The following is a 23380-nucleotide window of genomic DNA, read 5'->3' as shown; positions in this document are numbered from 1 at the left end:
GGCTTCGACATGGTCGGCCTGAACTGACCCTGGCTCGAGGCGAGCTTGGCCGAGGTGGTCGTGGAAGGTGTGTGGAGCCACGAATAGTGCCACGATCGCGACGCTGATGCCGCCGCCGGCGATGACGATAGCTTGAGCGAGCATGAGCCGGGAGCCGAAGCTGCCGGGGATATGCAACCGTCGACGTTCATCGTTCATCGCTGGCTCCTCGAGGTTGGCCGTCACCCATCCGGTAGCCCACTCCGCGAACGGTGCGGATGAATCGGCCGGCTACGGCGCTGTCACCGAGTTTGCGGCGCAGACTGGCGACATGGACTTCGACGACGTGGGCATCGCCGACCCAGTCGGGTCCCCAGATTTCGGTGAGCAGTTGCTCTCGACTGAACACAACACCGGGCCGCCGCGTGAGCGCTTCGAGAACGTCGAACTCAGTCCGAGTCAGCTCCACGGGTGTGCTCTCCACCTGGACTTCACGACCCTGAGGGTCGAGGGTGAGCTCCCCTATCGTCCGCGGGTGCGACTCGCCGGTTGGGGTCGGCCGTGGTCGGCGCAGCATGGCGTCGATGCGCGCCATCAGCTCACGAGGGCGAAATGGTTTCGTGAGGTAGTCATCGGCCCCCACCGACAGGCCAACGACTGTGTCGACTTCGTCCGCGCGGGCCGTGACCATCACGATGTAGGCGTTGGTGAAGGTGCGCAACTGTCGACAGACCTCGACGCCATCGAGTGACGGCAAGCCCAGGTCGAGGATGACTACTGCCGGACTCGCCGTGCGTGCGGCGGCGACTCCCTCCTGGCCGTCGGGCGCAACGGTGACCGTGAATCCGCTGCGCTGCAGGTAGTCAGCAACGACTTCGGCAATGTCGGGCTCATCTTCGATCACCAGGGCGTGCAGACCGTGCGGTGGTCGGACCACCGGCATATGGAGGTCGTCGACGACGTTGCGATCTTGGGGCACGCTCCTATGGTGGCGGTGGTCTACACGATCATCCAACCTCGTGGGCATTCTTGAGCAGATCTTGATCCACGCTGCCGATCAGCCTTGAGGTTCGGTGGGCAAGGTGGCGGTGTCGCCGGGTGGAACGTTACGACACAGTTCCCTCTCACACTGATGATCTGATTTCTGCCCGGCGGCGTCCTGTTCAACAACGCAGAGGATGCCCGTGTGACTGTCTCCTACAGCCTCACCACCAGTGATCCATTCGCCAGTACCTTCCCCGCCGAAGCCGCGTCGCCCCGTGCTGGGCTGAGTCGTCAGCTGGTGGGCGGCACCCCGGTGTTGCGCATCGAGGAACCCTTCGCCGAGCACGGGCGCGGCTTCTGGGCCAAGCTGGAAGGCTTCAACCCCGGTGGTATGAAAGACCGGCCTGCGCTGCACATGGTGGAACGCGCCCGCGCGCCCGTGAAGAGCTGGCCCCGGGGGCGCGGATCATCGAATCAACTAGTGGGACACTGGGATTAGGCCTGGCTTTAGCGGGCATCGTGTTCGGGCATCCGGTGACCTTGGTGACCGATCCAGGACTGGAACCGATCTTGCGGCAGATGCTCGCCGCATACGGCGCCCAGGTCGATGTCGTCAGCGATCCCCATCCGGTCGGGGGTTGGCAACAAGCCCGCCGCGACCGCGTGCGCACCCTGCTCGAGCGCGACGAGGCTGCGTGGTGTCCCGACCAGTATTCCAACCCCGACAACGTGACCGGTTACAGCTCGTTGGGTGTGGAGTTGATCGCGCAGCTGCGACATATCGATGTGCTGGTGTGCTCGGTGGGCACCGGTGGGCACTCAGCCGGTGTGGCTCATACTCTGCGGCAGTTCAACCCTGAGCTGGAGGTTGTGGGCGTAGACACCATTGGCTCGACGATTTTCGGCCAGCCGGCACAGTCACGGATTATGCGGGGACTCGGCTCGAGTATCTACCCCCGCAACGTTGCCTATGACCAGTTCAGTGAGGTGCACTGGGTGGCGCCGGCCGAGGCAGTCTGGGCATGTCGCACCCTGGCCGCCACGCATTACGCCACCGGCGGCTGGAGCGTGGGCGCGGTGGCCCTGGTCTCGGGCTGGCTGGCGCGTACTCGTTCGGCCGATACGCGCATCGCGGCGGTGTTCCCCGATGGCCCCGCTCGCTACTACGGAACCATTTACAACGATGAGTACTGCCGCGCTCACGACCTGATCGGCGCCCCGGCGCCGCCCACTGAACCCCGCACCATCAGCGATCCGCTCACTCAGGTCGCGAGCAGCTGGACGCGGTGCCCTACCATCATCGACCCCACTTGCGTGCCGCACGCCGAGCCCACGAGCTGATCTATGCGACGCCTCTACCGCAGTTTCCGCAGCTTCGATCGCCCCAGCCAAGTGCTGATGGTCAATCAGTTCACCATCAATCTCGGCTTCTACATGCTCATGCCCTACCTCGCCGCCTACCTCGCCGGCCCGCTGGCCCTGGCCGCATGGGCAGTGGGCCTGGTCCTGGGGATACGCAACTTCTCCCAACAGGGCATGTTCCTGATCGGGGGAACACTCGCTGACCGCTGGGGTTACAAACCGCTCATCATCGCCGGATGCCTGATGAGGGTCATCGGATTCGTCCTACTGGCCCTGGTCAGTTCGCTGCCGGCGATCCTGATCGCCTCGGCGGCAACGGGATTCGCCGGGGCGCTGTTCAACCCCGCCGTACGGGCCTACCTGGCCGCCGACGCCGGTGAGCGCCGCATCGAAGCATTCGCCGTGTTCAACGTGTTCTACCAGGCCGGGATCCTGCTCGGGCCGCTGGTCGGACTAGCCCTGACCGCCCTGGACTTCCGGCTCACCTCTCTCTGTGCGGCAGCAGTTTTCGCGGTCCTGACCCTCGTGCAGATCAAAGCGCTACCCGCAACAACACCTGCCCCGAGCAGCACCTCAATCATTCAGGACTGGCGCAGCGTCGTCCGTAACCGGCGATTCCTGCTCTTCGCTGCGGCGATGGCCAGCTCTTACGTGCTGTCCTTCCAGGTCTACCTCGCCCTGCCCCTACATGCCGACCGCATAGCAGACAACCCCACCCTCGCCACCAGTGTTGTCACCGCAATGTTCGTGGTGACCGGTCTGGTGGCCATCGCCGGCCAGCTACGCATCACCACATGGTTCGGCAACCGCTGGGGCAGCACCGGCAGCCTGAGCGTGGGAATGACGCTGATGGCTGCAGCTTTCCTGCCCCTAGTCGCCAGCACCGCAACGCATCAGCGCAACATCGCCCTCAACATCGCCGCCCTGCTACTCACCGCAGCTCTGCTCGCCGCCGCCACCGCAGCAGTGTTCCCATTCGAAATGGACACGGTGGTGGGACTGGCCCGCGGCACGCTTGTCGCCACCCACTACGGGCTCTACAACACCATCGTCGGGATCGGGATTCTGCTCGGCAACGCCGCGACCGGGTGGCTGTTCAGCGCGGCCACCACCCGCGACATGCCCGAACTGGTGTGGATCGCTCTAGTCCTCACCGGCATGGCGGCGGCGTCTGCCCTGTTGCTGTTGCACCGCCGCGGATGGCTCAGTGTCGCCGCCCCCACCGAAGCTCAGCCCACCACAACCCATTGATTACCCTAGGGGGTAAGGTATAACGGTGGTGTGGCGAGACGCCACAGCGACAGACCCCCTGAGGGTCGTTGGCACCACTGCTGTACCGAAAGGGCACATCTCATGAGCACATCGACAGTGATCGTCTCCGGAATGACGTGTGGGCACTGCGCGGCGTCGGTGCGTGAAGAAGTCGGCGCACTGGCCGGCGTAACTGACGTCGACGTCGACGTGGCCAGCGGGCGAGTCACCATCTCTAGCTCGGCCCCGATCGAGGCCGACGCGATCCGCGGCGCGATCGAAGAGGCCGGCTACCACCTGGCGCAGTAGCCGACGAGGGGCTGAAGTGTCTGCCCCACTGGCGACTTCAGCCTCTCCCGGGCGGCGTGGGTGTCGCCACCACCGATGACAGGAATCCAGCGATGAATGTTCCAACCAAGCTCGGCGTCTTCGCCGCGGCCCTGCTGATAGTTTTCGCTGCGGCGTACGCCATCGCCGCTGGTGTCGCTCCCGACAGGGCGTCGACCTCCCCGGCTGAGTCCGCCCATGCCGATCACAATGCTGCACCACAGTCGCGAACATCCGCCTCGTCTCCGGGGGCCGATCAGGTTCGCGGAGTTTCGATGGCAGCAGCCGGCTTCATCCTGGGGAATGTGGTGGCACCCCATGCGTCCGGGGTGCAGGCTCCATTGAGCTTTGAGATCCTCGATGCCGCCGGGACCGCGGTCACCGACTTCGCCACCGAGCACGACAAGCAGCTGCACCTGATCGTCGTCCGCGCGGATGGCACCCACTTCCGACACGTGCACCCCACCCTCTCGCCCGAAGGGCGCTGGACGCTGCCCTGGCAGTGGGCGACGGGAGGCAGCTACCGGATCTACGCCGACTTCGTGCCCGCCGCCACCGGCCAACCCCTCACCCTCACCAGCACCGTCGAAGTCAGCGGTGACTACCAGCCGGCCCCACCCACCGCCGAATCACGACAGTCATCCGTCGACGGGTTCGACATCGAGCTGGCCGGTCATCTGCGCGCGGGCGCCGAGTCCGAACTGACCGTCACCGTGCGCCGAGCAGGACAACCGGTTACCACCCTGCAGCCGTATCTGGGCGCTTTCGGTCACTTGGTGGCCCTGCGTCAAGGCGACCTGGCCTACCTGCATGTTCACCCTGAGGGCGTGGCACCGACCGCCGGTCAACTAGCGGGACCACAGGTCCGCTTCGCCACCACCGCCCCCACCCCGGGCCGCTATCTGCTCTACCTCGACTTCCAGGTCGACGGCGCTGTGCACACCGCCACCTTCGTTCTCGATGCCCCCACCGGCACCCCTGCCCCGACACCTGACTCCACGGCCCCCTCGGCCGATCCGCACGCCGGACACTAACTCGCTGACCAGCGCCACCCCGGGGCATTGCGCCGAGGCATTCACCCACGAGGAACTCCCCCATGACCACCTCAGCTCCGATCCACCCACCTGCGGCCACCGCCGAGCAGACAGGCGCCGTCGATGTCGAACTCGCCGTGTCGGGCATGACGTGTGCATCGTGCGCGGCACGCATCGAACGCACACTGAACAAACTCGACGGAGTGAGCGCCTCGGTGAACTACGCCACCGAAAAAGCTCACGTCAGCGCACCCGCCGGTGTCGACCCACACCTGCTGATCGAGACCATCGAACAGGCCGGATACCACGCTGCGCTGCCCGCCACTCCCACCAAAGGTGCCGCCCCCGACGATGACCCTTCGGACGACGACGGGGAGCTCGTGGCCTTGCGTCACCGACTGATCGGTGCGGTGGTTCTCTCGGTACCGGTGATCGCGCTGGCAATGGTCCCGGCGTTGCAGTTCACCTACTGGCAGTGGGCGTCGTTGACGTTGGCCGCGCCAGTGATCGTGTGGGCGGCATGGCCGTTTCATCGCGCCGCGTTGCTCAACCTGCGCCACGGTGCGGCCACCATGGACACCCTCATCTCGGTCGGCACCACCGCGGCGCTGTTGTGGTCGTTGTATGCGTTGTTCTTCGGCACCGCCGGACAACCAGGCATGACCCACGGATTCACCCTGACGGTCAGCGCTTCTGACGGTGCAGGCAACATCTACCTTGAGGTAGCCGCGGGGGTCACGATGTTCGTCCTGGCCGGCCGATACTTCGAGAAGCGGTCCAAACGGCGCGCCGGTGCGGCGTTGCGGGCCTTGTTGGAGCTGGGCGCCAAAGACGTCACAGTGATCAGGGACGGCCACCAGCATCGGATCCCGATCGGCGAGCTCGCCATTGACGACGAGTTCAATGTGCGCCCCGGCGAGAAGATCGCCAGCGACGGTGTGGTGGTGTCCGGCACCTCGGCAGTCGATGCCAGCATGGTCACCGGCGAGTCGATGCCAGTCCAGGTCGCCCCCGCCGACACCGTGACCGGCGGAACGGTCAACGCCGGCGGGCACCTGCGGGTGCGGGCGACCCGCGTGGGAGCGGACACCCAACTCGCGCAAATGGCCGCGATGGTCGAACGCGCCCAGACCGGCAAAGCCCACGCCCAGCGACTGGCCGACCGGATCTCAAGTGTCTTCGTGCCGGTGGTCATCGCCGTCGCCATCGCTGTCCTCGGCGCGTGGATCGGCGCCGGCTATCCCCTGCAAGCGGCGTTCACCGCCGCGGTCGCTGTGCTGATCATCGCCTGCCCCTGCGCTCTGGGACTGGCCACCCCGACCGCACTTCTGGTCGGTACCGGCCGCGGAGCCCAACTCGGCATCGTGATCAAAGGCCCCGAAGTCCTGGAATCCACCCGAACCGTCGACACCGTTGTCCTCGACAAAACCGGCACGGTCACCACGGGACAGATGACACTCGTCCAGGTCACCACTGCTCCCTCCACCACTCGCGAAGACGTGCTCGCCCTCGCGGGGGCGGTGGAGAATGCCTCCGAGCACCCCGTCGCGGCCGCCATCGCTGCTGGTGCAGCCGCCGAAGTCGGGCCGCTCGACGAGGTCGACGACTTCCGCAACTTCGAAGGTCGAGGCGTGCGCGGTCTGGTCCAGGGACGTGTGGTCACCGTCGGGCGTCCGACGCTGCTGGCCGAACACGGCATCGCCGTGGATGACCCTCACCTCAACGAGGCGCAGACCGCCGCCGAAGAAGCCGGACAGACCGCCGTACTCGTCGCCTGGGACGGCCGCGCCCATGCGGTCCTGGCGGTCGCCGATGCGATCAAACCCACCAGCGCACACGCCATCGCCCGGCTCGCCGCACTGGGTATGACGCCCATCCTGTTGACCGGCGACAACCAGACCGTCGCCGATGCCGTGGCCGCTGAGGTCGGTATCGACACCGTCATCGCTAACGTCTTGCCGGCCGACAAAGCCGCCGTCATCACCGACCGGCAATCCGACGGCAAGGTTGTGGCCATGATCGGCGACGGCGTCAACGACGCCGCTGCCCTGGCCCACGCCGATCTCGGGCTGGCGATGGGCACCGGCACCGACGCCGCCATGCATGCCGCTGACATCACCCTGGTCCGCGGCGACCTCAACGCTGCCGCCGACGCGATCGCCTTGGCACGCACCACTCTGAAAACGATCAAAATGAACCTGTTCTGGGCATTCGCCTACAACGTCGCCGCGATACCGCTGGCCGCGCTGGGACTGCTCAACCCCATGCTGGCTGGGGCCGCCATGGCGTTGTCCAGCGTGTTCGTCGTCAGCAACAGCCTGCGGCTGCGCGCCTTCACCAGCCCGCCCCACTCATCGTCCACAGTTCCACCCACCAACCCCTCGACGTATACCCCCCAGGGGTATAAGGTAGCGGCATGAACGAGCACTCTTCCCCTGAGCACGTCGGTCACGACGCCGCCGATGAACGCCACCACGGCCAACTCGCCGCAGCGTCACACAACCACCACGATCACCATGCTGAGCGCGCCCGCGCAGACCATGATCACGCTGGGCATGGGGGGCATGGTGATCACGTCGGGCAGTTCCGGCGGCTGTTCTGGATCATGCTGGCCCTGGCTGTGCCGGTCGTGGCCTTTTCGCCCATGTTCGCGATGCTCATCGGCTATGACCTACCCGATGGTGAAGTGTTGAAGTGGGTCTCACCGGTGCTGGGTACGGTGATGTACTGCTGGGGTGGGCGGCCGTTCCTGGTAGGCGCCTATTCAGAACTGCGGTCGCGTGCACCGGGAATGATGCTGTTGATCGCCTTGGCGATCACGGTGGCCTTCGTGGCGTCCTGGGGTGCGAGCATCGGTGTGTTGCACCACGAACTGGACTTCTGGTGGGAACTGGCGCTGCTCATCGTGATCATGCTGTTGGGGCATTGGATCGAGATGCGGTCGCTGGCCCAGACGACCTCGGCCCTGGACTCGCTGGCCGCGCTGCTGCCCGATGAGGCCGAACGCGTCGATGGCGACCAGATCACCACGGTTGCTCCCAGTGAGCTGCAGGTCGGAGATGTGGTGATCGTGCGCCCGGGGGCCAGCGTGCCGGCCGACGGTCGCGTCGTAGACGGCTCGGCCGAGCTCGATGAATCCATGGTCACCGGAGAATCGCGCACGGTGCGCCGCGGCATCGGCGATCAGGTGGTGGCCGGCACGGTGGCCACCGACTCGGGGCTGCGGGTCCAGATCACCGCCACCGGCGATGACACGGCGCTGGCCGGGATTCAGCGCCTGGTGGCAGACGCGCAGAACTCCACCTCCCGCGCCCAGCGGCTGGCCGATTCCGCTGCAGCGCTGCTGTTCTGGTTCGCGCTCGGCTCAGCGATCATCACCGCCATCGTGTGGACGGTCATCGGCCAACCCGACCAGGCGGTGATTCGAACCATCACCGTGCTGGTCATCGCCTGCCCGCACGCACTCGGCTTGGCTATCCCCCTGGTGGTGGCCATTGCCACCGAACGCGCCGCCCGCGGCGGCGTGCTGGTTAAAGACCGGTTGGCACTTGAGGCCATGCGCACTGTGGATGCGGTGCTGTTCGACAAGACCGGAACCCTGACCAAGGGTGAGCCCACGGTCATCGAGATCGCGGCCGCCGACGGCGTCGATGAGGACACCGTGCTCGCCCTGGCCGCCAGCGCCGAAGCCGACAGTGAGCACCCGTTGGCGCGAGCGATTGTCGCAGCTGCCGGAGACCGCGCGCGGCCGGTGCCGGCGGCCACCGACTTCACCTCGTCACCGGCGGTCGGTGTGACCGCTCGCGTCGAGGGCGCCACAGTGCGGGTGGGCGGGCCCCGCATGCTCGAGGAACAGGGCCATCAGGAACTGGCCATCGCTGATCGCTGGCGCGCCGACGGCGCAATCATCCTGCATGTCACCCGCGACACTGAGCTGATTGGAGCTCTCAAACTTGCTGATGAGGTGCGCGGGGAATCCCGCCAAGCCGTCGAGGTGCTGCACGCCCGCGGGGTCGAGGTTGTGATGATTACCGGCGACGCCGAAGCAGTGGCGCACACCGTCGCTCACGACCTCGGTATCGATCGGGTGTTCGCCGGTGTACGGCCGGAAGACAAAGCCAGCAAGGTGGCCGAACTGCAGCACGAAGGCCGCAAGGTGGCGATGGTGGGCGACGGCGTCAACGACGCCCCCGCCCTGGCCCAGGCCGATGTGGGCATCGCGATCGGGGCCGGCACCGACGTCGCGATCGCCTCGGCCGGGGTCATCCTCGCCAGCGACGACCCCCGCTCGGTGCTGTCGGTCATCGAGCTGTCGGACGCCAGCTACCGAAAAATGAAGCAGAACCTGTGGTGGGCAGCGGGATACAACCTGATCTCTGTACCGCTGGCCGCCGGAATTCTCGCGCCCATCGGGTTCGTCCTGCCGATGTCGGTCGGAGCGATTCTGATGTCAGCCTCGACGGTCGTGGTCGCACTCAACGCGCAACTGTTACGCCGACTCGACCTGCAGCCAGGCGCGAGTACAGTGCGTGGACTGCAGCACAACCGACCGAGATCCATTGAGAAGGTGAGTCCATGACCGCTGCGTCCGCACCGGGACAATCCTCCACCCCGGAAGAATCCTCTGCCTCGGAACACTCTTCCCACGGTTACATCAGCGATAAGGGCAAATACCTGGCCCGCCTCAAGCGCATCGAGGGGCAATCCCGAGGTATCTATCGGATGGTCGACGAGGAGCAGTACTGCATCGACATCCTGACCCAACCCAGATTTCGGCGCTGACCAAGGCGCTGGAGGGGGTCGCGCTGGGTTTGCTCGACGACCATCTCACCCACTGTGTGCTCGATGCCGCCCACGCCGGCGGGGACGAGGCGCAGGAGAAGATCGCTGAAGCCTCGGCGGCCATCGCTCGCCTCGTTCGTTCCTGAGCCACCCACCACGCCGGGTTCGTCACAGGCGTGGTTCGCCGACCCACTGCGGCACCACCGGCCCCGGCGCGCGGGCGTCTGCATCAGCGGCCATCGCCAGAACCACCCCGCGATCGGCCAGCCACTGTGCCGGATCGACGTTGACTCCCGTCGGGTCGAGAACCTCGAAATGCAGATGCGGGCCGGTCGAGACCCCACGGTTGCCCACTGTGGCGATCGATTGGCCCATCCGTACTCGCGCGCCCTGCTCGAGCAGATTCTCGTCGTTGTGGCCGTAGGTGGTGATCGTGCCGTCATCGTGCCGGATCCGCATCCACAACCCGAACCCCTCGGCAGGTCCGGAGGTGATGACCTCCCCGTCAGCTACCGCGACAATGGGCGCGCCCAGATCATTGCCGATATCAATGCCCTGATGGCCCCGTCCGTCACCGAAGGTGGACGTGATCTCGCCCGCAGTCGGCGCCACCGCACCGCCACTACCGGGCAGCAGCGGTGTCGGCGTTCCGGGTTCCTGCGGCTGGGGGCCATGCGGCTCGTTCGGATCGTGCGGCACGATTGCGGCGATCAGGGTGGCTACCAGCCGAGCCAGCGGTAACGCGTCGATGATCCGGAACCCGTCTATCGGATCAATGAGCGAAAACGTGCCGAAGCACTGCAGTGCGGCTGCACTGCCCGCATCGCCGACGCTGCCCGACTGGGCCTGAGCGCCCAGGCAGGACGCCGTCTGCGTGATCGGCTTCCCCAAATTCGCCGCCGCGGCACCACCCAAAGCGGCCTTCACCGAGTCCTGCACGATCGCGATCAGCTCCCCGGCCACATGTCCATCGGTCGAGGCCGCCGCCGGTGCGGTGGCAATCACAGGCGCAACGCCCACGCACACCGCCGCTGCCACCCCCAGCGCTTTGGGGCCCCACTGCTGCCCCGCCTTGACCCGTAGCGATGTCAACACCATCTGCATGCGGTCGGACCTTTCCCGCGGACGTCGTAGACCCACGCACGAGTGCCATGCGTGTACCCGCGAGATCACACCACAAGTCACTTGTGCCCCACCAGTCACACGCGGCTCCACTACGAAGCGAACTAATCAGGCATTAGCGGCTTTGTTTGCGCAGTTCACCGCCCGTTTTGTGGGTGCCGGGCAGGCGACTAACTACTATCGGTGTTAGTAGAATTGTTATCGAAGCGCCGCCGGGCGGTGGCGAAGTACCACTCTTGAGGAGGAGATCGATGAGAGTCACACGAACGGGTGTCGTCGTTGCTGCCGCGGCGGCTGTTCTGACAGTGGTGGCCGCGTGTTCGGACACCTCGACTGAGGATCATTCCTCGATGTCGGGGATGGGTACCAGCACGGTCAGTACCGAATCGTCAGCGGCGGCCTCTGCCGAACACAACAGCGCGGACATCTCGTTCGCCCAGCAGATGATCCCGCACCACACCCAGGCGATCATGATGAGCGACATCCTGTTGGAGAAGGACAACATCAACCCCCAGGTCGTCAGTCTGGCCCAGCAGATCAAAGACGCTCAGCAGCCTGAGATCGAGCAGATGCAGTCGTGGCTGGAGCAATGGGGAGCCCCACTCGAGGGCCAGGGACACAACATGGACATGGGTACGTCGATGGCGCCGGGTTCCTCCCCGATGCCGTCGATGATGGGCATGATGTCGCCAGAACAGATGCAGCAGCTACGCGACGCGCAAGGAGCCGAGGCGTCGCGCCTGTTCCTGACACAGATGATCGAACACCATCGCGGCGCCATCGCCATGGCCAAGACCGAGATTCAAGACGGCCAATCGCCCGAGGCGATCGCTCTGGCACGTCAGATCGTCACTGATCAGGAGAGCGAAATTGCGAGGATGCAGCAGCTTCTCAACAACCCCTAGCGGTCGGACCTGCCCGGGTCGGTCTCGGCTACACACACATCGCGATCACCATCGCCGAGACGACACCGGACACCGCTAGCGTGGTCGGCACCGCCACCACACCAGCCACCGCCGCGGCAGCACCCACATGATGACGTCGCGACCGGCACCGGTGACCGGAGTCCAAGCGGCTCAACCGAGGCCCCACCGACGACGAATCGCTGATCGACAACACACCCACCGGGCCCGCTACAGGTCCCGAACGGGCCAACGTTCCCAACGCCGAGCATACCGCCCGCGCACCCACCAGCTGGGCCGCGCGGGCATCGGCGGCTTGCTCGACCAAGCCGGCGACCTCACGGCCCGCGCGGCTGAACAACGGAATCAGCGGGAACGCACGCCCGAGAGCGCGGGCCGCCAACACCACGGTGTGATGACGTTGCCGCCGGTGTGCGCGCTCATGAGCAACGACGGCATCGAGTTCCTCACCGGACAACGCCGCCTGCAACCCGGTCGTGGCGGCAATGCCGGCATCCTTGCCCGGCAGACAAAACGCCATCGGCCGCCCGTCGGCGAGCCACCACACATCGGGATAGCGCTCACTGCGGGCGCCCACCAACCGCAACGACTGAAGATACTCCTCACGAGCACCACGCATCCGCACCGCCGATCGCACCGCGATCGTCACCGCTCGGACAATCGCTGCCACGGTCACCACCGCCAGCACGCCACCAGAGATCGCTTCCACCCGCGGGGATGCGCCGTGTGACAACACCCGAAGACACGACACCACCTCAGACAACGAATGGATGCCGAAATGACCGGGAACCGCCAGCGTCACAACAGCTCCCACCCACAACAACGCAAACACGACCTGCGCGGCCGGCCAGGCCACCAACACCCAACGAGCATCGATACGGCCCTGCACCCGGACCATCCATCGAGGCCACAGCCAGCCCAGCACACCTGCGGCAACAACTAACACCACCGCTGCACTCATGGATGCTCACCCATCGTTCGCCTCGATCCTCGACGCCCGCCGTCGTGCTCGCTGAGACCCACGCTCAATACACCTTCCCGGCGGTCCGCCACCTGCACCACCAGCCAGTATGCCCCAGGGGCTCGGCCGTGACGCCGCAACTCCAGCACCCACCGCGCCGCCAATTACTAGGCTTTATAGTAGTTAGATGACGCGGGTTGACCCAGCCTGCGCGTACTAGTTCGAGGGATGCGCTGTGACCGAGAACCCGAGGGGGACGCACTCGCCCCCGGACGACCACCGTCGTCAGTATCTGCATGCCATGCGCGACGTCTACCGGGCACCCACGCCATACTCGGCCCACCAGTTCTTCCACCGCGCCCATCACCTCAGCGTCACCTCGAACCGACGCCGCCACCTCGCCGCACACATCGGTCTCGTCCGCCACCTCGCTGCGATCGGCGACCTCGCCGGGGCGCGTCACCACCTCGGTACCGTCCTTGCCTCCCTCGTCCTCCAAAGACATTGCGGCCAACAACCTTCGCAGGCTTCCATCCCCATCCAGAAGTCGTGACCACGACCACGACGCCCCAGAGGGCCAGGGTGGCTCTCTACCGACCCTCTATCCCGGTCTCGCCGCCACACCGAGCACACCATCCAGCGCCGCCACCACCGAACACGGCCCTATCCACACGAAAGTCCTAGCCGCTTGCCTGCCTCGAGCCTGTCCATCCGCACTGTTGCGGTCGTAGTCATCGCCACGCTGACTGTGCTGACCGGTTGTGCCACCCAGGAACAACCCACATCTCTACCACCGCCGGCAATCTCAGCAGAGACAGCCACAACACTGACCCCAGAACTCGACAACCTCCACGCCCTGCACATCCGCGCCGGCGGCACCATCCTGGCCGGAACTCACACCGGCGTAGTCGCTCTCACCGCTGACGGAACCACCAGCCGGGTCGGCGCCTCCGACGACGACTTCATGGGACTGACCGGGGTACCCGGCTCTGACCGGCTCTTCGCCTCCGGCCATCCCAGCCCGCGGAGCTCGGCACCCAACCCGCTGGGACTCGTCGCCAGCGAAGATGGCGGGCAGACATGGACACCGAGATCGGTGGCCGGCCAAATCGACTTCCACGCGCTCGCCACCAACGGACAACTACTCGTAGGCTTCGACGGAATCAACCGCCTGCTCGTATCGACCGACGACGGGACAAGCTGGACCACCGGCGCGTCCCTGGCCGCAGCAGCACTCACGATCACCGACCACGGCGTCTGGGCGACCACCCCCGCAGGGCTGCAACACAGCACCGACGACGCCCAGACCTTCACAATCGTCCCCGATGCGCCGGCCCTAGCCCTCCTGGCGGCCGCACCCGATGGCACGCTCTGGGGCATTGACACCGCCAACACCGTCTGGCGCAGCCCAGACGGCACACACTGGGAACAACGCAGCACCATCAGCAGTGTCACCGCGCTGGTCGCCAGAGACGCCGAAACTGCATACGCCGCAAACGGGCAATCGCTATACACGCTCAGCTAACGGACCCGTGGGGAGCAACGAAGGAAGGAGGCGACTGAGATCCGGAAGAGCGTTTAGATCTCGCCCACTCCTCGCGAGAACCGCCTAGGTCGCCCGGGCACCCCCCTCTGTCAGATCGCCTTGGGCGGGGACGGCCATCGAAGGCCCCGCCAATCGGCTGTCCTGGTACCTGCAGTGATGACATAACGTAGATTATCGGCCAAAAATCAGGCCATATCCTGGCCAGCGTGGCGGCTAAACTGAACGTATGACGACAGTGCCCCTCGGTGAAGCCAAGGACAAGCTCTCCGCGCTCATCGACAGCGCCGAGAGCACGCACGACATCATCACGATCACCAAGCACGGCAAACCTGCCGCGGTGCTGATGTCGGCCGACGACCTCGAATCGCTGCACGACACGATCTACTGGCTCTCACACGCCGGCGTCCGCGACGACGTCGCTACCGCACACGCCGAGTACGCGGCCGGTGAAACCGTGTCCATCGACGACCTGCGCGCCGAACACGGCATGCCGCCGAAATGAGCGATGCACCGCCCGACTCGGTCAGCCCGTACCGAGTTGAGGTCGCATCCCCAGCTCGCCGCGATCTCGGGCGTCTACCATCCCGGATCGTTCACGCTGTCATCGAATTCATCTCCGGGCCGCTCGCCGAGAATCCGCACCGGCTTAGCAAGCCGCTACGTGACGACCTCGCAGACCTTCACAGCGCCCGCCGAGGTGACTTCCCAATCGGCTCTGATCGGGTCTGCTGATCCTCTCGACGAGAACGCAGCGACATCACAGCCACCCAACCCCGACCGTCCGCGAAGCCGGGACACGTCACATGACCTGTGCTGCGGGCGTGTCGAGTGGGTCGTCCAGGGGCGACGCGGGAGCGTCGACGCGACGTGCTGAGAGGTGGTTCCAGTCGAGCACTAGCACACCGGCTACAGGCATGGCGATAGGTCAGGAACGGCGTCGCTCCCTGCGCAGGAGGGAGCGCAGAGTCTCGGCGTTCGCGTAGCCGACCCGTAGCGCGATCTCGGCGGAGGTGAGGTCCGTGGTTGCTGAGAGGTGCCGAGCTCGTTCGATGCGAAGCCGTTGGACGAAGCCGAGCGGAGTGAGGTTGAGCGCCGCACGGACTCGTCGTTCGAGGGTGCGCCGGCTGGTGCCGAGCGACTGCGCGACGAAGGCGACGTTGAACGGTTCGTCCAGGCGGGCGCGCACGAAGCGTTCGAACTCGACGACGATCGGGTCCTCGTGCCGGAGATGTTCGTAGGCGACGAAGGCCGCCTGCGACGGGCGCTCGTCGATGATGAGGAGCTTGGCGACATGTTGGGCCAGGTCGGGGCTGATCGATCGCACGAGTGAGAGCGCGAGGTCGATGTGGGCGAAGGCGGCGCCGGCGGTGACGAGGTTCCCGTCGGCCACGACCATGGTGTCGAGATCGAGGGCGACGGTCGGATAGCGCTTCAGGAACTCCGGCCCCAGGAACCAGCTGGTCGTCGCCCGCCGATGATGCATCCGTCCGGTCTCGGCGACGGCGAACACGCCGGTGCACGCCGCGGCGATCCGGGTGGTCGCCTCGTCGAGGCGCCCGAGCGAGGCGATGACCGAACGAGCATCTCGGCTCTGGAGGGCGTCGTTGGTAGCGGCGGCCGTGAGGGTTCCAAGCGCAGGGACGACGACCACGTCGAACTCTCCGGACTCCGACAGCGGGTGGTCCACCGACAGGGTCATCGATGCCGTCGTGGTCACTCGCCGTTTCGGTCCGAGGATGGCGAGTTCGATCGGGTCGATCCGCGGGTCGACATCGCCGCGGGCTCCGTCGGCCACCCGCACGATGTCGATGATCGACGCGATAGCCGAACCGAAGCAGCCGTCGATCGCGATCAGCCCGATACGCATGACGTAAACAATAGCAATACTGCCGTATACGCCACTCCCCACCGGCCCTCGCTCGTCATACGCTGAACTCGCTTCACCAAAAAACCTCGACACCTAGGAGAGTCCCTCATGTCCACACCCGCATCACTTCCGTATGCCTTCGTCGCCAAGATCGTCGCGGCCGATGGACAGCACGACGCGGTCGCCGATCTGCTCGCCGGCGCTGTCTCACTCGCCAACGAAGAAGTAGGAACGATTGTCTGGTTCGCGGTCAGGACCCACGCCGACACCTTCTGGATCTTCGATGCATTCCCCGACGAGGCCGCTCGCGACGCCCACGCCAACGGCGCCATCGTCGCAGCCCTGATGGCCAACCAGCACCTCCTCGGCGCAGCACCCGAGATCCTGGCGGCCGACGTCCTCGCGTCCAAGCTCCCGTAGTCCGCCAACGCACGAGACGATCGCGCCCCGCCGAGCCGTCGCCAGGTCGCGACGCAACGCCACGCTGCGTTGCCGAGCGGTACGAGGCCTATCGGCACACGGACAGGATGCCGGCCGCGAGCGCTCAGCCGGCGAGGGGTCCGTCGCAGAGGAGAGCGACGTCGGTGTCGGGCAGAGCCGTGAGGCCAGCGCATCGCGCGACCACCAGAACCGAACAGCCCCTGACCTGAGTTTCCGCAGGTCAGGGGCTGTTCGCCGGAGCCGCCTGTCGGAATCGAACCGACGACCTAATCACGTCGGCTTTGCGTCTATCGCTTGATGCGCCCACTGGGCGAACGAGCCGCTGACCTGCGCAAACGCCGAGCGTGGGGGACGCCGCCATCCGGTGGTGACCGACGACGACCGACCAGTACCGACCGTTTCACCGGAGCTTGCGGCGGCGTCGAAGCCGAGCAAGCTCCATTCCTTTAGCTCACCGCGCCCTCCTGCTCGCCGGTCCCGTCGTCGTCGAAGACGTTTCAGGGGTCCTTCTCAGATGACGGTATAGGTCGGCCGGGCGCGTCGGTCCGCAGATAGACGTCGAGGTCTCCCGACGACGGAGGTTCCTACGCCATCCATCCGAAAGAACTCGACGTGTCCGACGCTACCCCGCCGGCCGGCTTCGGCCGCCCTGACCTGACCGCCTTCGCTCGACTCGACGGCCTCGGTCTGAGCGTGACCGGACAACGACTTGAACCGGATCGTGCGGTCCTCGCGTGCCGCGTGGTGGAACCAGATCAGTGGTGCCGACGGTGCGGCAGCGAAGGCGCTGCTCGTGACACCGTGATCCGGCGGTTGGCCCACGAGCCGCTGGGCTGGCGACCGACCGTGCTGGAAGTTGTAGTGCGCCGCTACCGCTGTGCCGACTGCGGACACGTGTGGCGCCAAGACACCAGCGCCGCGGCGGAGCCACGCGCGAAGCTCTCGCGCACCGGGCTGCGGTGGGCGCTGGAAGGGATCGTGGTCGCACACCTCACCGTCGCCCGTGTCGCCGAGGGACTCGGGGTCGCGTGGGACACCGCCAACAACGCGGTCCTGGCTGAAGGCAAGCGGCTGCTGATCAACGACCCCACGCGGTTTGAGGGCGTGAAGGTCATTGGCGTCGATGAGCACGTCTGGCGCCACACCAGGCGTGGCGACAAGTACGTCACCGTGATCATCGACCTCACCCCGGTCCGCGATGGCGCCGGCCCAGCAAGGCTGCTGGACATGGTCGAGGGCCGGTCGAAGGCGGCGTTCAAGACCTGGCTCGCCGACCGCGACGACGCCTTCCGTGACGCGGTCGAGGTGGTCGCGATGGACGGCTTCACCGGGTTCAAGACCGCCGCCGCAGAGGAGATCCCGGACGCGGTCACGGTGATGGATCCAGACCGTCCTCACCAAAGCGTTCCGCGCGAGGACTTCACAGAGCCCGCCTATGAGGGTTACGAGCACGCTATCGTCGCCAGGACGTGCAGAGCCCTGGCTGCGGCGACGCGCAGCTTCGATGACTGCTACTTCGCGATCTGGGCCGGCTATTCGGGTGTGGTGTCTCCCCTACCGGGTGGGCCTCGAATGCACATCCCCAACCGCGACTACCACCTCTACGTCGGCACACTGTCCGACCTCAAGGCGTGGGAGCAGCCACTGACACACGAGACGCCTGCGCTGCTTCACGACCCGCCGGCCTTCGTATGGCCCGCCGACCGCGCCTGGTGCCTGGCCAGTGACGTGGATCTCCGGATTAGGGGCAGCGTGGGTCGGTACCAGGGTGCCCGTTTGGCTGGCGCGTCGCGGCCAGCTGCGGCGTCGACTCACCACCGAACTGGGCTCGGTTCGCCGTGAGCCACCCATCCCCGTGGTGGTCAGGGCGTGTTGATCCAGTTGAGGATCGCCTGCCCCGCGCGGGGGTCGCCGTTGTTGATACCGACAACGGCGCCGATCGCCGCGCCCACACCGGCTCCCCAGACACACCCCACGATCACTATGCAGCCGACGACGAGCCCGGCCAGTGCGCCGACCGCGGTGGCGACGCGTACAGGCTGGAGGTGCCGTTGCGCACGTAGTCGTGGCTGGCCCGTTGCGGGGTGCCCGGGAGCATGGGAAAGATCGGCTGGGTGCGATCGAGAGCTTGGATCTGGGTCTTCTCGTCAACGCAGAGCACCAGGGCACGTTCGGGTGGGTTCATGTAGAGCCCGACGACGTCGCGGACCTTCTCGGTGAACATGGGATCTTTCGACAGCTTCCACGAATCCTGTTTGTGTGGAGCCAATCCGAACGCCCGCCACACACGCGAAACAGTTGACTGCGACATGCCGAGATGCTCAGCCATCGACCGAGTCGACCAGTGTGTCGCATTCTTCGGCGTGGTCTCGAGAGTTGCGGTGATCAGGTCTTTGATCTGCTCGTCGCCGACGGTTCGAGGTCGCCCGGGCCGGGGTTCGTCGAGCAACCCCTCGCAGCGGTGCTCGACGAACCGGCCTCGCCAGCGCCGCACGGTACCTCGGTTGAGGCCGAGTCGTTGTGCCACTTCGGTATTCGACCCGCCATCAGCGGCAGCGAGAACGATTCGTGATCGCATCGCCAAACCCGAGGCCGTCGTTCGCCGACGCGCCCACCCTTCGAGCTCACGGCGCTCGTCATCGGTCAGAACAACATCCACTGCTCGCGGACCCCGGGTTGCCATTCCCCAGTCTATCAACCGAATGACAATGAATGACTCAGGACACTAGTGGTGAACACTGGAAGTAGTGGCTATCAGGCGATCGCAGGTATCCCAGCGAATGGGTGCGCGTTCAGTAATACGTATGGACACTTTCAGATCACAGGACCCAATCTGAGTATTAATGGGCCGACGAATGGCCGGCCGGGAGCGGTAGGATACGGACATGGAAGCGGCTGGGTCTGTGCGACGTTGTGGGAACACAAGCCAAACAACGTGTACGTCAATCGCGGACGGGCATGTGTCCACGTATAGCCCACTGAGGCTAACCCCGTGATAACCGTTCATAGGACTCGGTGGCGTCGCAACAGGACGTCGCCACCGAGTCGTATTACTACACCAGAAGGATTCGGCGACTGGAAGCGCCAAACAGGCATCCAGGCAGGAGAATTGCGATCCGAACTGGTAGCTGCCAGGACGGCTCTTGAGAGGGCATCACGCCTGGCGGACGAGTTGTCGACGATACGGGGGGCTGCTTCGCCTCGTAATGCCCGAGTGACCCGACGTGAAATCCGTAGAGCCTTGCGCCTGGTAGATAAGGCTCGGGACGAGTTATCGCTTACACGCGAATATTTTCTATAGCAGCACTGAAGTCGCGATCGGCTATCAGTTATGTAACTTCATTTTGAACGCCCGGCTGCATATTACTAATAGACACAAGCAAGCGCAGAACCCTCTCGTTGCCAAGGTCCAGCCGGGCGCCTGGATGGAAATGGCTAGGCACATGCCTGAGAGGGCAGACGCCAGGCAGATTATCAACAGGACAACGCCGGGGTGGCTGAACCCAATAGAAAGAAGCCGATGGTGTAGATGTAACTTATCGGCGATGTATATCGGTTTATGTGATGCGGCGCGTCGAACTATCGCAACTGTGGCGTCCAACACGGGGATCAGAATGACGCCCGCAAAAACAATAATAGGGCTGAATGCAGTCAGTAACCCTTCATTTATGTCCACAAGCGGCATGCCGGTAACTTGCGTTACGGCAGAGGTTACGATCACCCCTAAAAGCATTGATCCCGTATCGCCTAGGAATATCTGAGCGGGGTGCGCATTATGGAACAAGAATCCTATACACGCCCCTGCTCCGATCGTGGATACGATGAGTGGAGAGTAGTAGCTGACGTCCCCGCCAGACTGATTCAGTCGCCACGCTGAGAAGCTAGCTACAGTCGCGAAGGAAACGATAGCTAAGCCAGAGGCTAGGCCGTCGAGACCGTCAGTGAAGTTCATCGCATTGATAATTACTACGGTGAGTATAACTGTGAGTAGGACAGATTGTGTGTAGTCGAGAACTACAACGGTGCCATCTCCGGGGAGTAGCCGCCATCGAACTCCGCCGAGAGCCAGGGCTAAACCAGCAACTATTTGCCCCATTAGTTTCACCGCGGGGGGTATTTGTAATATGTCGTCAATAGCGCCTACGCACATGACGATGGCGGCAGAGGTGAAAGTGGCGATCATCGCACTGGAATAGACGAACCCATTCGATAGAGCTGGCAGTCTCATAGCAAGAGCGCATGCGGTACACATACCTAGGAAGACTCCTGCGCCGCCGATTCGAGGCATATTAGTGCCATGGACGTCCCGTTCTCGGGGTATCGCCACGGCGCCCACTGCGATCGCGCCCCGCCGCACCAGCGGGATTGTCAGGTAGCAACCCGCGACACCGAAGAGGCAAACCAATAGCAACTCCCTGAAAGGTACGCCTGACAGCTCCATTCCGCCGATTGTACGGAATGTCATACCTAGGAGGATCATTGGTCCATGAGCATAAAATTGGGCCATATCGATGACCTCTTTGGCGGGCGACGCCGAGACACCGTGTGTGCCGCCGCCCGCATCGGGGATGCCCTAGTAGGTGGGCTAGTAGGGCATGGCCCGCGGCCACAGCTAGCTAGACCGGAGGTCGAGCGGCAGCTTGGCCCACTCGACGAAGTGACACGCCGGGTCCGGCTGATAGCCGAGGTTGCAGTTTTCCCAGTCAGACTCTCGCAGGCAGAGCTCATCCAGTCACTGCGGTGAGGAACAAGCCCCCCATAAGCCGCGGTGACTCGCCTGGGAGGCACGCTCGGAAGCCTCAAACAGATTGCGGTACTTGTAATCCTGCTCGTGATAGTCGTACTCGCGGCCATACCCGCCCGCAATCAACATCAGATCCAACATCTCGCTGTCGTCGAGCCATACATACGCCAACAACCCGACCGTAGCGATCCCGCTCCCCCGCAACGGCGTCGTCTTCGAGCCACACACTACGGCCCATCACCGTCCGCCCCGTAAACGCCGACGCCTCCAGACCGAAACACTGCACCCCAACGCCAGGACGCTTCGTCTCCGGGGTATCGACACCAATCAAACGCACCGACACCGACCGGCCGTCCAGACGAACCGTAATCGTGTCACCATCACTGACGTGCAACCACCGGCACAGGCCCCCCACATCATCCACCGGCCGTATCACAGCAATCGGCGACGAACGACGTTCTGTCACAACAGGTGAGCATCCGGCAACCCCGAGAGTTATTGTCAAGACCTGTGGATGGGCGAGTTTCAGGCGGCCTCCTCGGAGTCTGAGTTGGGGTCGGGTTCGACGAGTTTGCCTTTTTCGAAGGTGGCGCCGTCACGGACCAGTTTCACCAGGTGCTGTGCGTTGACCGCCCGCCATTTCGATTGGGCAGCCTCGATCAACTTGTAGGCCATCGCGATGCCGGCGGCCCGTGATCCGGGGCCTTTGGTCACCTTGGTCCGCAGTCGCACGGTCGCGAACGTGGACTCGATCGGGTTGGTGGTGCGCAGATGTATCCAGTGTTCGGCCGGGTACCGGTAGAACTCGAGTAGCACGTCGTCGTCATCGACGATCTTGGCCACGGCCTTCGGGTACTTGGCGCTGTAGGCTTTCTCGAACGCGGTGATCGCTTGGCGGGCGTGGTGTTCGTCTTCGGCGTTGTAGATTTCCTGCATCGCCTTGATCGCGTTGGGGTGGGCTGATTTCGGTAGCGCAGCAAGAACATTGGCTTGTTTGTGGAACCAGCATCGTTGCTCACGCGTGTCGGGGAACACCTCCCGGATCGCGGCCCAGAAGCCGGAGCTTGTCAAGATGTCTGTGTAAGAACGTAACTCCTGATTTCTTGGGTTCGCTTTCGGTGTCTTGAGCCGTCCTGGGTCTGGTGGAGACCGTGATCTCACCAGGAGAATGTCGGTATGGGAGCACCACGCAAGTTCGATCAGGAGACCCGTGAGCGGGCGGTACGGATGTATCACGACCGTCTGAGGGCGACGGGTGAGTCCAAACTCAGCGCCCGCAAGCACGTCGGCGGGCTACTCGACATCAACCCCGCAACGCTGCGCAACTGGATCGAGAAGGACGCGCCTATCGACTCGGCAGAAGGCGCAAAGACGGTCGCCGAACATGAGGCCGAGATGCGTCGACTTCGGCGTGAAGTTGCCGAATTACGACGAGCCAACGAGATTTTGAAGACCGCGTCAGCGTTTTTCGCAGCGGCGGAGGTCGACCGCCGACTGCAGTGATCGTCGACTACATCGACGCACACAAACAGAGGTTCGGGGTGGACCCAATCTGCCGCGTGCTCACCGAGCACGGCATGGCGATTGCCCCGTCCACCTACTACGCACGCAAACAATCAGGCCAGGTACCCGAATCTGTGCTGGCAGAGGCCTACGACGCGCACGCTGTTCACCTGGTGTGGGAACGCAACCGCAGCGTCTACGGGGTCCGCAAAATGTGGCGCGCGATGGATCGTGCCGGGTATCGGATGGGCCGCGACAAAGTAGGCCGTCTGATGGGCATCTGCGGTGCGGCCGGCGCAGTCCGCGGACACCACCGCACCGTCACGACCACCCGCGATGATCGGGCACCTCGTTTCCCGGATCATGTTGAGCGGAAATGGAATCGACCAGATGCACCAGACCAATTATGGGTCGCCGATTTTACCTATGTGTGGACGTTGGCGGGGTTCGTGTACGTCGCGTTCCTCGTCGATGTGTACTCGCGGCGGATTTTGGGGTGGCGGGTGATGTCGACCAAGCACACACCGTTGGTGACCAGTGTCGTCGAGCAAGCC

At 64.7% G+C, this 23380-nt stretch carries 16 protein-coding genes, 9 pseudogenes and 1 other annotated feature; of the genes and pseudogenes, 15 read left to right on the top strand and 10 right to left on the bottom strand.

Features of this window, described 5'->3' with window-relative positions:
* Nucleotides 1–198: pseudogene (locus GOOTI_RS25255) on the bottom strand (two-component sensor histidine kinase); the annotation flags it as partial.
* Nucleotides 188–922 carry a response regulator transcription factor gene (locus tag GOOTI_RS15855; protein WP_005180009.1) on the bottom strand — a complete coding sequence of 245 codons (735 nt, stop codon included), beginning with the start codon at nucleotides 920–922 and terminating at the stop codon, nucleotides 188–190. The pseudogene GOOTI_RS25255 and the gene GOOTI_RS15855, both read right to left, overlap by 11 nt.
* A 243-nt stretch (nucleotides 923–1165) precedes the next feature.
* Here GOOTI_RS15855 and GOOTI_RS15850 point away from each other — a divergent pair.
* The 7 genes and pseudogenes from GOOTI_RS15850 (at nucleotide 1166) to GOOTI_RS15820 (ending at nucleotide 9865) form a co-directional block, all read left to right on the top strand.
* Nucleotides 1166–2304 (top strand): annotated as a pseudogene (locus GOOTI_RS15850) (PLP-dependent cysteine synthase family protein).
* A gap of 3 nt (nucleotides 2305–2307) precedes the next feature.
* Nucleotides 2308–3576 (top strand): MFS transporter, encoded by a 1269-nt coding sequence (locus GOOTI_RS15845; RefSeq protein WP_005195292.1) that lies wholly within the window; start codon nucleotides 2308–2310, stop codon nucleotides 3574–3576.
* A gap of 102 nt (nucleotides 3577–3678) precedes the next feature.
* The gene (locus tag GOOTI_RS15840; protein WP_005195294.1) at nucleotides 3679–3885 is read left to right on the top strand and encodes a heavy-metal-associated domain-containing protein; all 207 of its coding nucleotides are present in this window, start codon (nucleotides 3679–3681) and stop codon (nucleotides 3883–3885) included.
* Between the two features lie 92 nt (nucleotides 3886–3977).
* Nucleotides 3978–4937: a DUF8832 domain-containing protein gene (locus GOOTI_RS15835; protein WP_007239618.1), complete on the top strand. Its 960-nt coding sequence runs from the start codon at nucleotides 3978–3980 to the stop codon at nucleotides 4935–4937.
* A gap of 62 nt (nucleotides 4938–4999) precedes the next feature.
* Complete coding sequence (locus GOOTI_RS15830; protein WP_005179994.1) at nucleotides 5000–7357, top strand: heavy metal translocating P-type ATPase; 2358 nt, start codon at nucleotides 5000–5002, stop codon at nucleotides 7355–7357.
* Nucleotides 7354–9516 carry a copper-translocating P-type ATPase gene (locus GOOTI_RS15825; RefSeq protein WP_007239617.1) on the top strand — a complete coding sequence of 721 codons (2163 nt, stop codon included), beginning with the start codon at nucleotides 7354–7356 and terminating at the stop codon, nucleotides 9514–9516. The genes GOOTI_RS15830 and GOOTI_RS15825 overlap by 4 nt, the downstream gene beginning before the upstream one ends.
* Nucleotides 9513–9865: pseudogene (locus GOOTI_RS15820) on the top strand (metal-sensitive transcriptional regulator). The gene GOOTI_RS15825 and the pseudogene GOOTI_RS15820 overlap by 4 nt, the downstream one beginning before the upstream one ends.
* A 22-nt stretch (nucleotides 9866–9887) precedes the next feature.
* Here GOOTI_RS15820 and GOOTI_RS15815 read toward each other — a convergent pair.
* Entirely contained in the window at nucleotides 9888–10823 is a 936-nt protein-coding gene (locus tag GOOTI_RS15815; protein ID WP_005179985.1) for a M23 family metallopeptidase, read from the bottom strand.
* A gap of 269 nt (nucleotides 10824–11092) precedes the next feature.
* Here GOOTI_RS15815 and GOOTI_RS15810 point away from each other — a divergent pair, with 269 nt between their 5' ends.
* Nucleotides 11093–11746, top strand: a complete 654-nt coding sequence (locus tag GOOTI_RS15810; RefSeq protein WP_007239616.1) for a DUF305 domain-containing protein — start codon at nucleotides 11093–11095, stop codon at nucleotides 11744–11746.
* A gap of 28 nt (nucleotides 11747–11774) precedes the next feature.
* Here GOOTI_RS15810 and GOOTI_RS15805 read toward each other — a convergent pair whose 3' ends face one another.
* Nucleotides 11775–12725 carry a M56 family metallopeptidase gene (locus GOOTI_RS15805; RefSeq protein WP_005179979.1) on the bottom strand — a complete coding sequence of 317 codons (951 nt, stop codon included), beginning with the start codon at nucleotides 12723–12725 and terminating at the stop codon, nucleotides 11775–11777.
* 235 nt (nucleotides 12726–12960) lie between these two features.
* Here GOOTI_RS15805 and GOOTI_RS15800 point away from each other — a divergent pair, with 235 nt between their 5' ends.
* The 4 genes and pseudogenes from GOOTI_RS15800 to GOOTI_RS27285 all read left to right on the top strand — a co-directional run.
* Nucleotides 12961–13278, top strand: a complete 318-nt coding sequence (locus GOOTI_RS15800) for a hypothetical protein (RefSeq protein WP_039994217.1) — start codon at nucleotides 12961–12963, stop codon at nucleotides 13276–13278.
* 135 nt (nucleotides 13279–13413) lie between these two features.
* Nucleotides 13414–14250, top strand: a complete 837-nt coding sequence (locus GOOTI_RS15795; RefSeq protein WP_007239615.1) for a F510_1955 family glycosylhydrolase — start codon at nucleotides 13414–13416, stop codon at nucleotides 14248–14250.
* Nucleotides 14251–14497: 247 nt separating this feature from the next.
* Nucleotides 14498–14773: a type II toxin-antitoxin system Phd/YefM family antitoxin gene (locus GOOTI_RS15790; RefSeq protein WP_039857037.1), complete on the top strand. Its 276-nt coding sequence runs from the start codon at nucleotides 14498–14500 to the stop codon at nucleotides 14771–14773.
* Nucleotides 14770–14982: pseudogene (locus tag GOOTI_RS27285) on the top strand (type II toxin-antitoxin system RelE family toxin); the annotation flags it as partial. The gene GOOTI_RS15790 and the pseudogene GOOTI_RS27285, both read left to right, overlap by 4 nt.
* A 214-nt stretch (nucleotides 14983–15196) precedes the next feature.
* On the opposite strand, the gene GOOTI_RS15785 reads toward GOOTI_RS27285, so the two are convergent.
* A complete protein-coding gene (locus GOOTI_RS15785) occupies nucleotides 15197–16138 on the bottom strand; it encodes a GlxA family transcriptional regulator (RefSeq protein ID WP_039994216.1) in 942 nt (313 codons plus the stop codon).
* A gap of 108 nt (nucleotides 16139–16246) precedes the next feature.
* On the opposite strand from GOOTI_RS15785, the gene GOOTI_RS15780 reads away from it, so the two are divergent.
* Together GOOTI_RS15780 and GOOTI_RS25245 are read left to right on the top strand one after the other, a co-directional pair.
* Nucleotides 16247–16558, top strand: coding sequence for a putative quinol monooxygenase (locus GOOTI_RS15780; protein ID WP_005180837.1), 312 nt, complete (start codon nucleotides 16247–16249; stop codon nucleotides 16556–16558).
* Nucleotides 16559–17191: 633 nt separating this feature from the next.
* Nucleotides 17192–17965 (top strand): annotated as a pseudogene (locus GOOTI_RS25245) (ISL3-like element ISPfr2 family transposase); the annotation flags it as partial.
* A 640-nt stretch (nucleotides 17966–18605) separates the two neighbouring features.
* On the opposite strand, the pseudogene GOOTI_RS15770 reads toward GOOTI_RS25245, so the two are convergent.
* From GOOTI_RS15770 to GOOTI_RS15755, 5 genes and pseudogenes are all read right to left on the bottom strand, one after another.
* Nucleotides 18606–19262: pseudogene (locus GOOTI_RS15770) on the bottom strand (IS630 family transposase); the annotation flags it as partial.
* A gap of 642 nt (nucleotides 19263–19904) precedes the next feature.
* Nucleotides 19905–20762 (bottom strand): MraY family glycosyltransferase, encoded by an 858-nt coding sequence (locus GOOTI_RS15765; RefSeq protein ID WP_169315822.1) that lies wholly within the window; start codon nucleotides 20760–20762, stop codon nucleotides 19905–19907.
* A 549-nt stretch (nucleotides 20763–21311) separates the two neighbouring features.
* Nucleotides 21312–21551, bottom strand: a complete 240-nt coding sequence (locus GOOTI_RS27280; RefSeq protein ID WP_007239609.1) for a thermonuclease family protein — start codon at nucleotides 21549–21551, stop codon at nucleotides 21312–21314.
* Nucleotides 21511–21660 (bottom strand): annotated as a pseudogene (locus tag GOOTI_RS27275) (thermonuclease family protein); the annotation flags it as partial. The gene GOOTI_RS27280 and the pseudogene GOOTI_RS27275, both read right to left, overlap by 41 nt.
* Before the next feature lie 188 nt (nucleotides 21661–21848).
* Nucleotides 21849–22382 (bottom strand): annotated as a pseudogene (locus GOOTI_RS15755) (transposase); the annotation flags it as partial.
* 117 nt (nucleotides 22383–22499) lie between these two features.
* On the opposite strand from GOOTI_RS15755, the pseudogene GOOTI_RS26850 reads away from it, so the two are divergent.
* A pseudogene (locus tag GOOTI_RS26850) lies at nucleotides 22500–23380 on the top strand (IS3 family transposase); the annotation flags it as partial.
* Nucleotides 22784–22915, top strand: a sequence feature (AL1L pseudoknot). (Overlaps the previous pseudogene by 132 nt.)

Origin of the sequence: Gordonia otitidis NBRC 100426 (assembly GCF_000248075.1) — a bacterium.
Taxonomy (GTDB): domain Bacteria; phylum Actinomycetota; class Actinomycetes; order Mycobacteriales; family Mycobacteriaceae; genus Gordonia; species Gordonia otitidis.
This window is presented reverse-complemented; position numbering and strand designations above follow the sequence as displayed.

What these genes read in the sequence shown, in the direction of transcription:
- GOOTI_RS15855 (WP_005180009.1), bottom strand. Translation starts at nt 922, where the DNA reads ATGCCGGTGGTCCGACCACCGCACGGTCTGCACGCCCTGGTGATCGAA.
- GOOTI_RS15785 (WP_039994216.1), bottom strand. Translation starts at nt 16,138, where the DNA reads ATGCGTATCGGGCTGATCGCGATCGACGGCTGCTTCGGTTCGGCTATC.
- GOOTI_RS15765 (WP_169315822.1), bottom strand. Translation starts at nt 20,762, where the DNA reads ATGATCGCCACTTTCACCTCTGCCGCCATCGTCATGTGCGTAGGCGCT.
- GOOTI_RS15835 (WP_007239618.1), top strand. Translation starts at nt 3,978, where the DNA reads ATGAATGTTCCAACCAAGCTCGGCGTCTTCGCCGCGGCCCTGCTGATA.
- GOOTI_RS15790 (WP_039857037.1), top strand. Translation starts at nt 14,498, where the DNA reads ATGACGACAGTGCCCCTCGGTGAAGCCAAGGACAAGCTCTCCGCGCTC.
- GOOTI_RS15830 (WP_005179994.1), top strand. Translation starts at nt 5,000, where the DNA reads ATGACCACCTCAGCTCCGATCCACCCACCTGCGGCCACCGCCGAGCAG.
- GOOTI_RS15810 (WP_007239616.1), top strand. Translation starts at nt 11,093, where the DNA reads ATGAGAGTCACACGAACGGGTGTCGTCGTTGCTGCCGCGGCGGCTGTT.
- GOOTI_RS15825 (WP_007239617.1), top strand. Translation starts at nt 7,354, where the DNA reads ATGAACGAGCACTCTTCCCCTGAGCACGTCGGTCACGACGCCGCCGAT.
- GOOTI_RS15815 (WP_005179985.1), bottom strand. Translation starts at nt 10,823, where the DNA reads ATGCAGATGGTGTTGACATCGCTACGGGTCAAGGCGGGGCAGCAGTGG.
- GOOTI_RS15845 (WP_005195292.1), top strand. Translation starts at nt 2,308, where the DNA reads ATGCGACGCCTCTACCGCAGTTTCCGCAGCTTCGATCGCCCCAGCCAA.
- GOOTI_RS15780 (WP_005180837.1), top strand. Translation starts at nt 16,247, where the DNA reads ATGTCCACACCCGCATCACTTCCGTATGCCTTCGTCGCCAAGATCGTC.
- GOOTI_RS15805 (WP_005179979.1), bottom strand. Translation starts at nt 12,725, where the DNA reads ATGAGTGCAGCGGTGGTGTTAGTTGTTGCCGCAGGTGTGCTGGGCTGG.
- GOOTI_RS15840 (WP_005195294.1), top strand. Translation starts at nt 3,679, where the DNA reads ATGAGCACATCGACAGTGATCGTCTCCGGAATGACGTGTGGGCACTGC.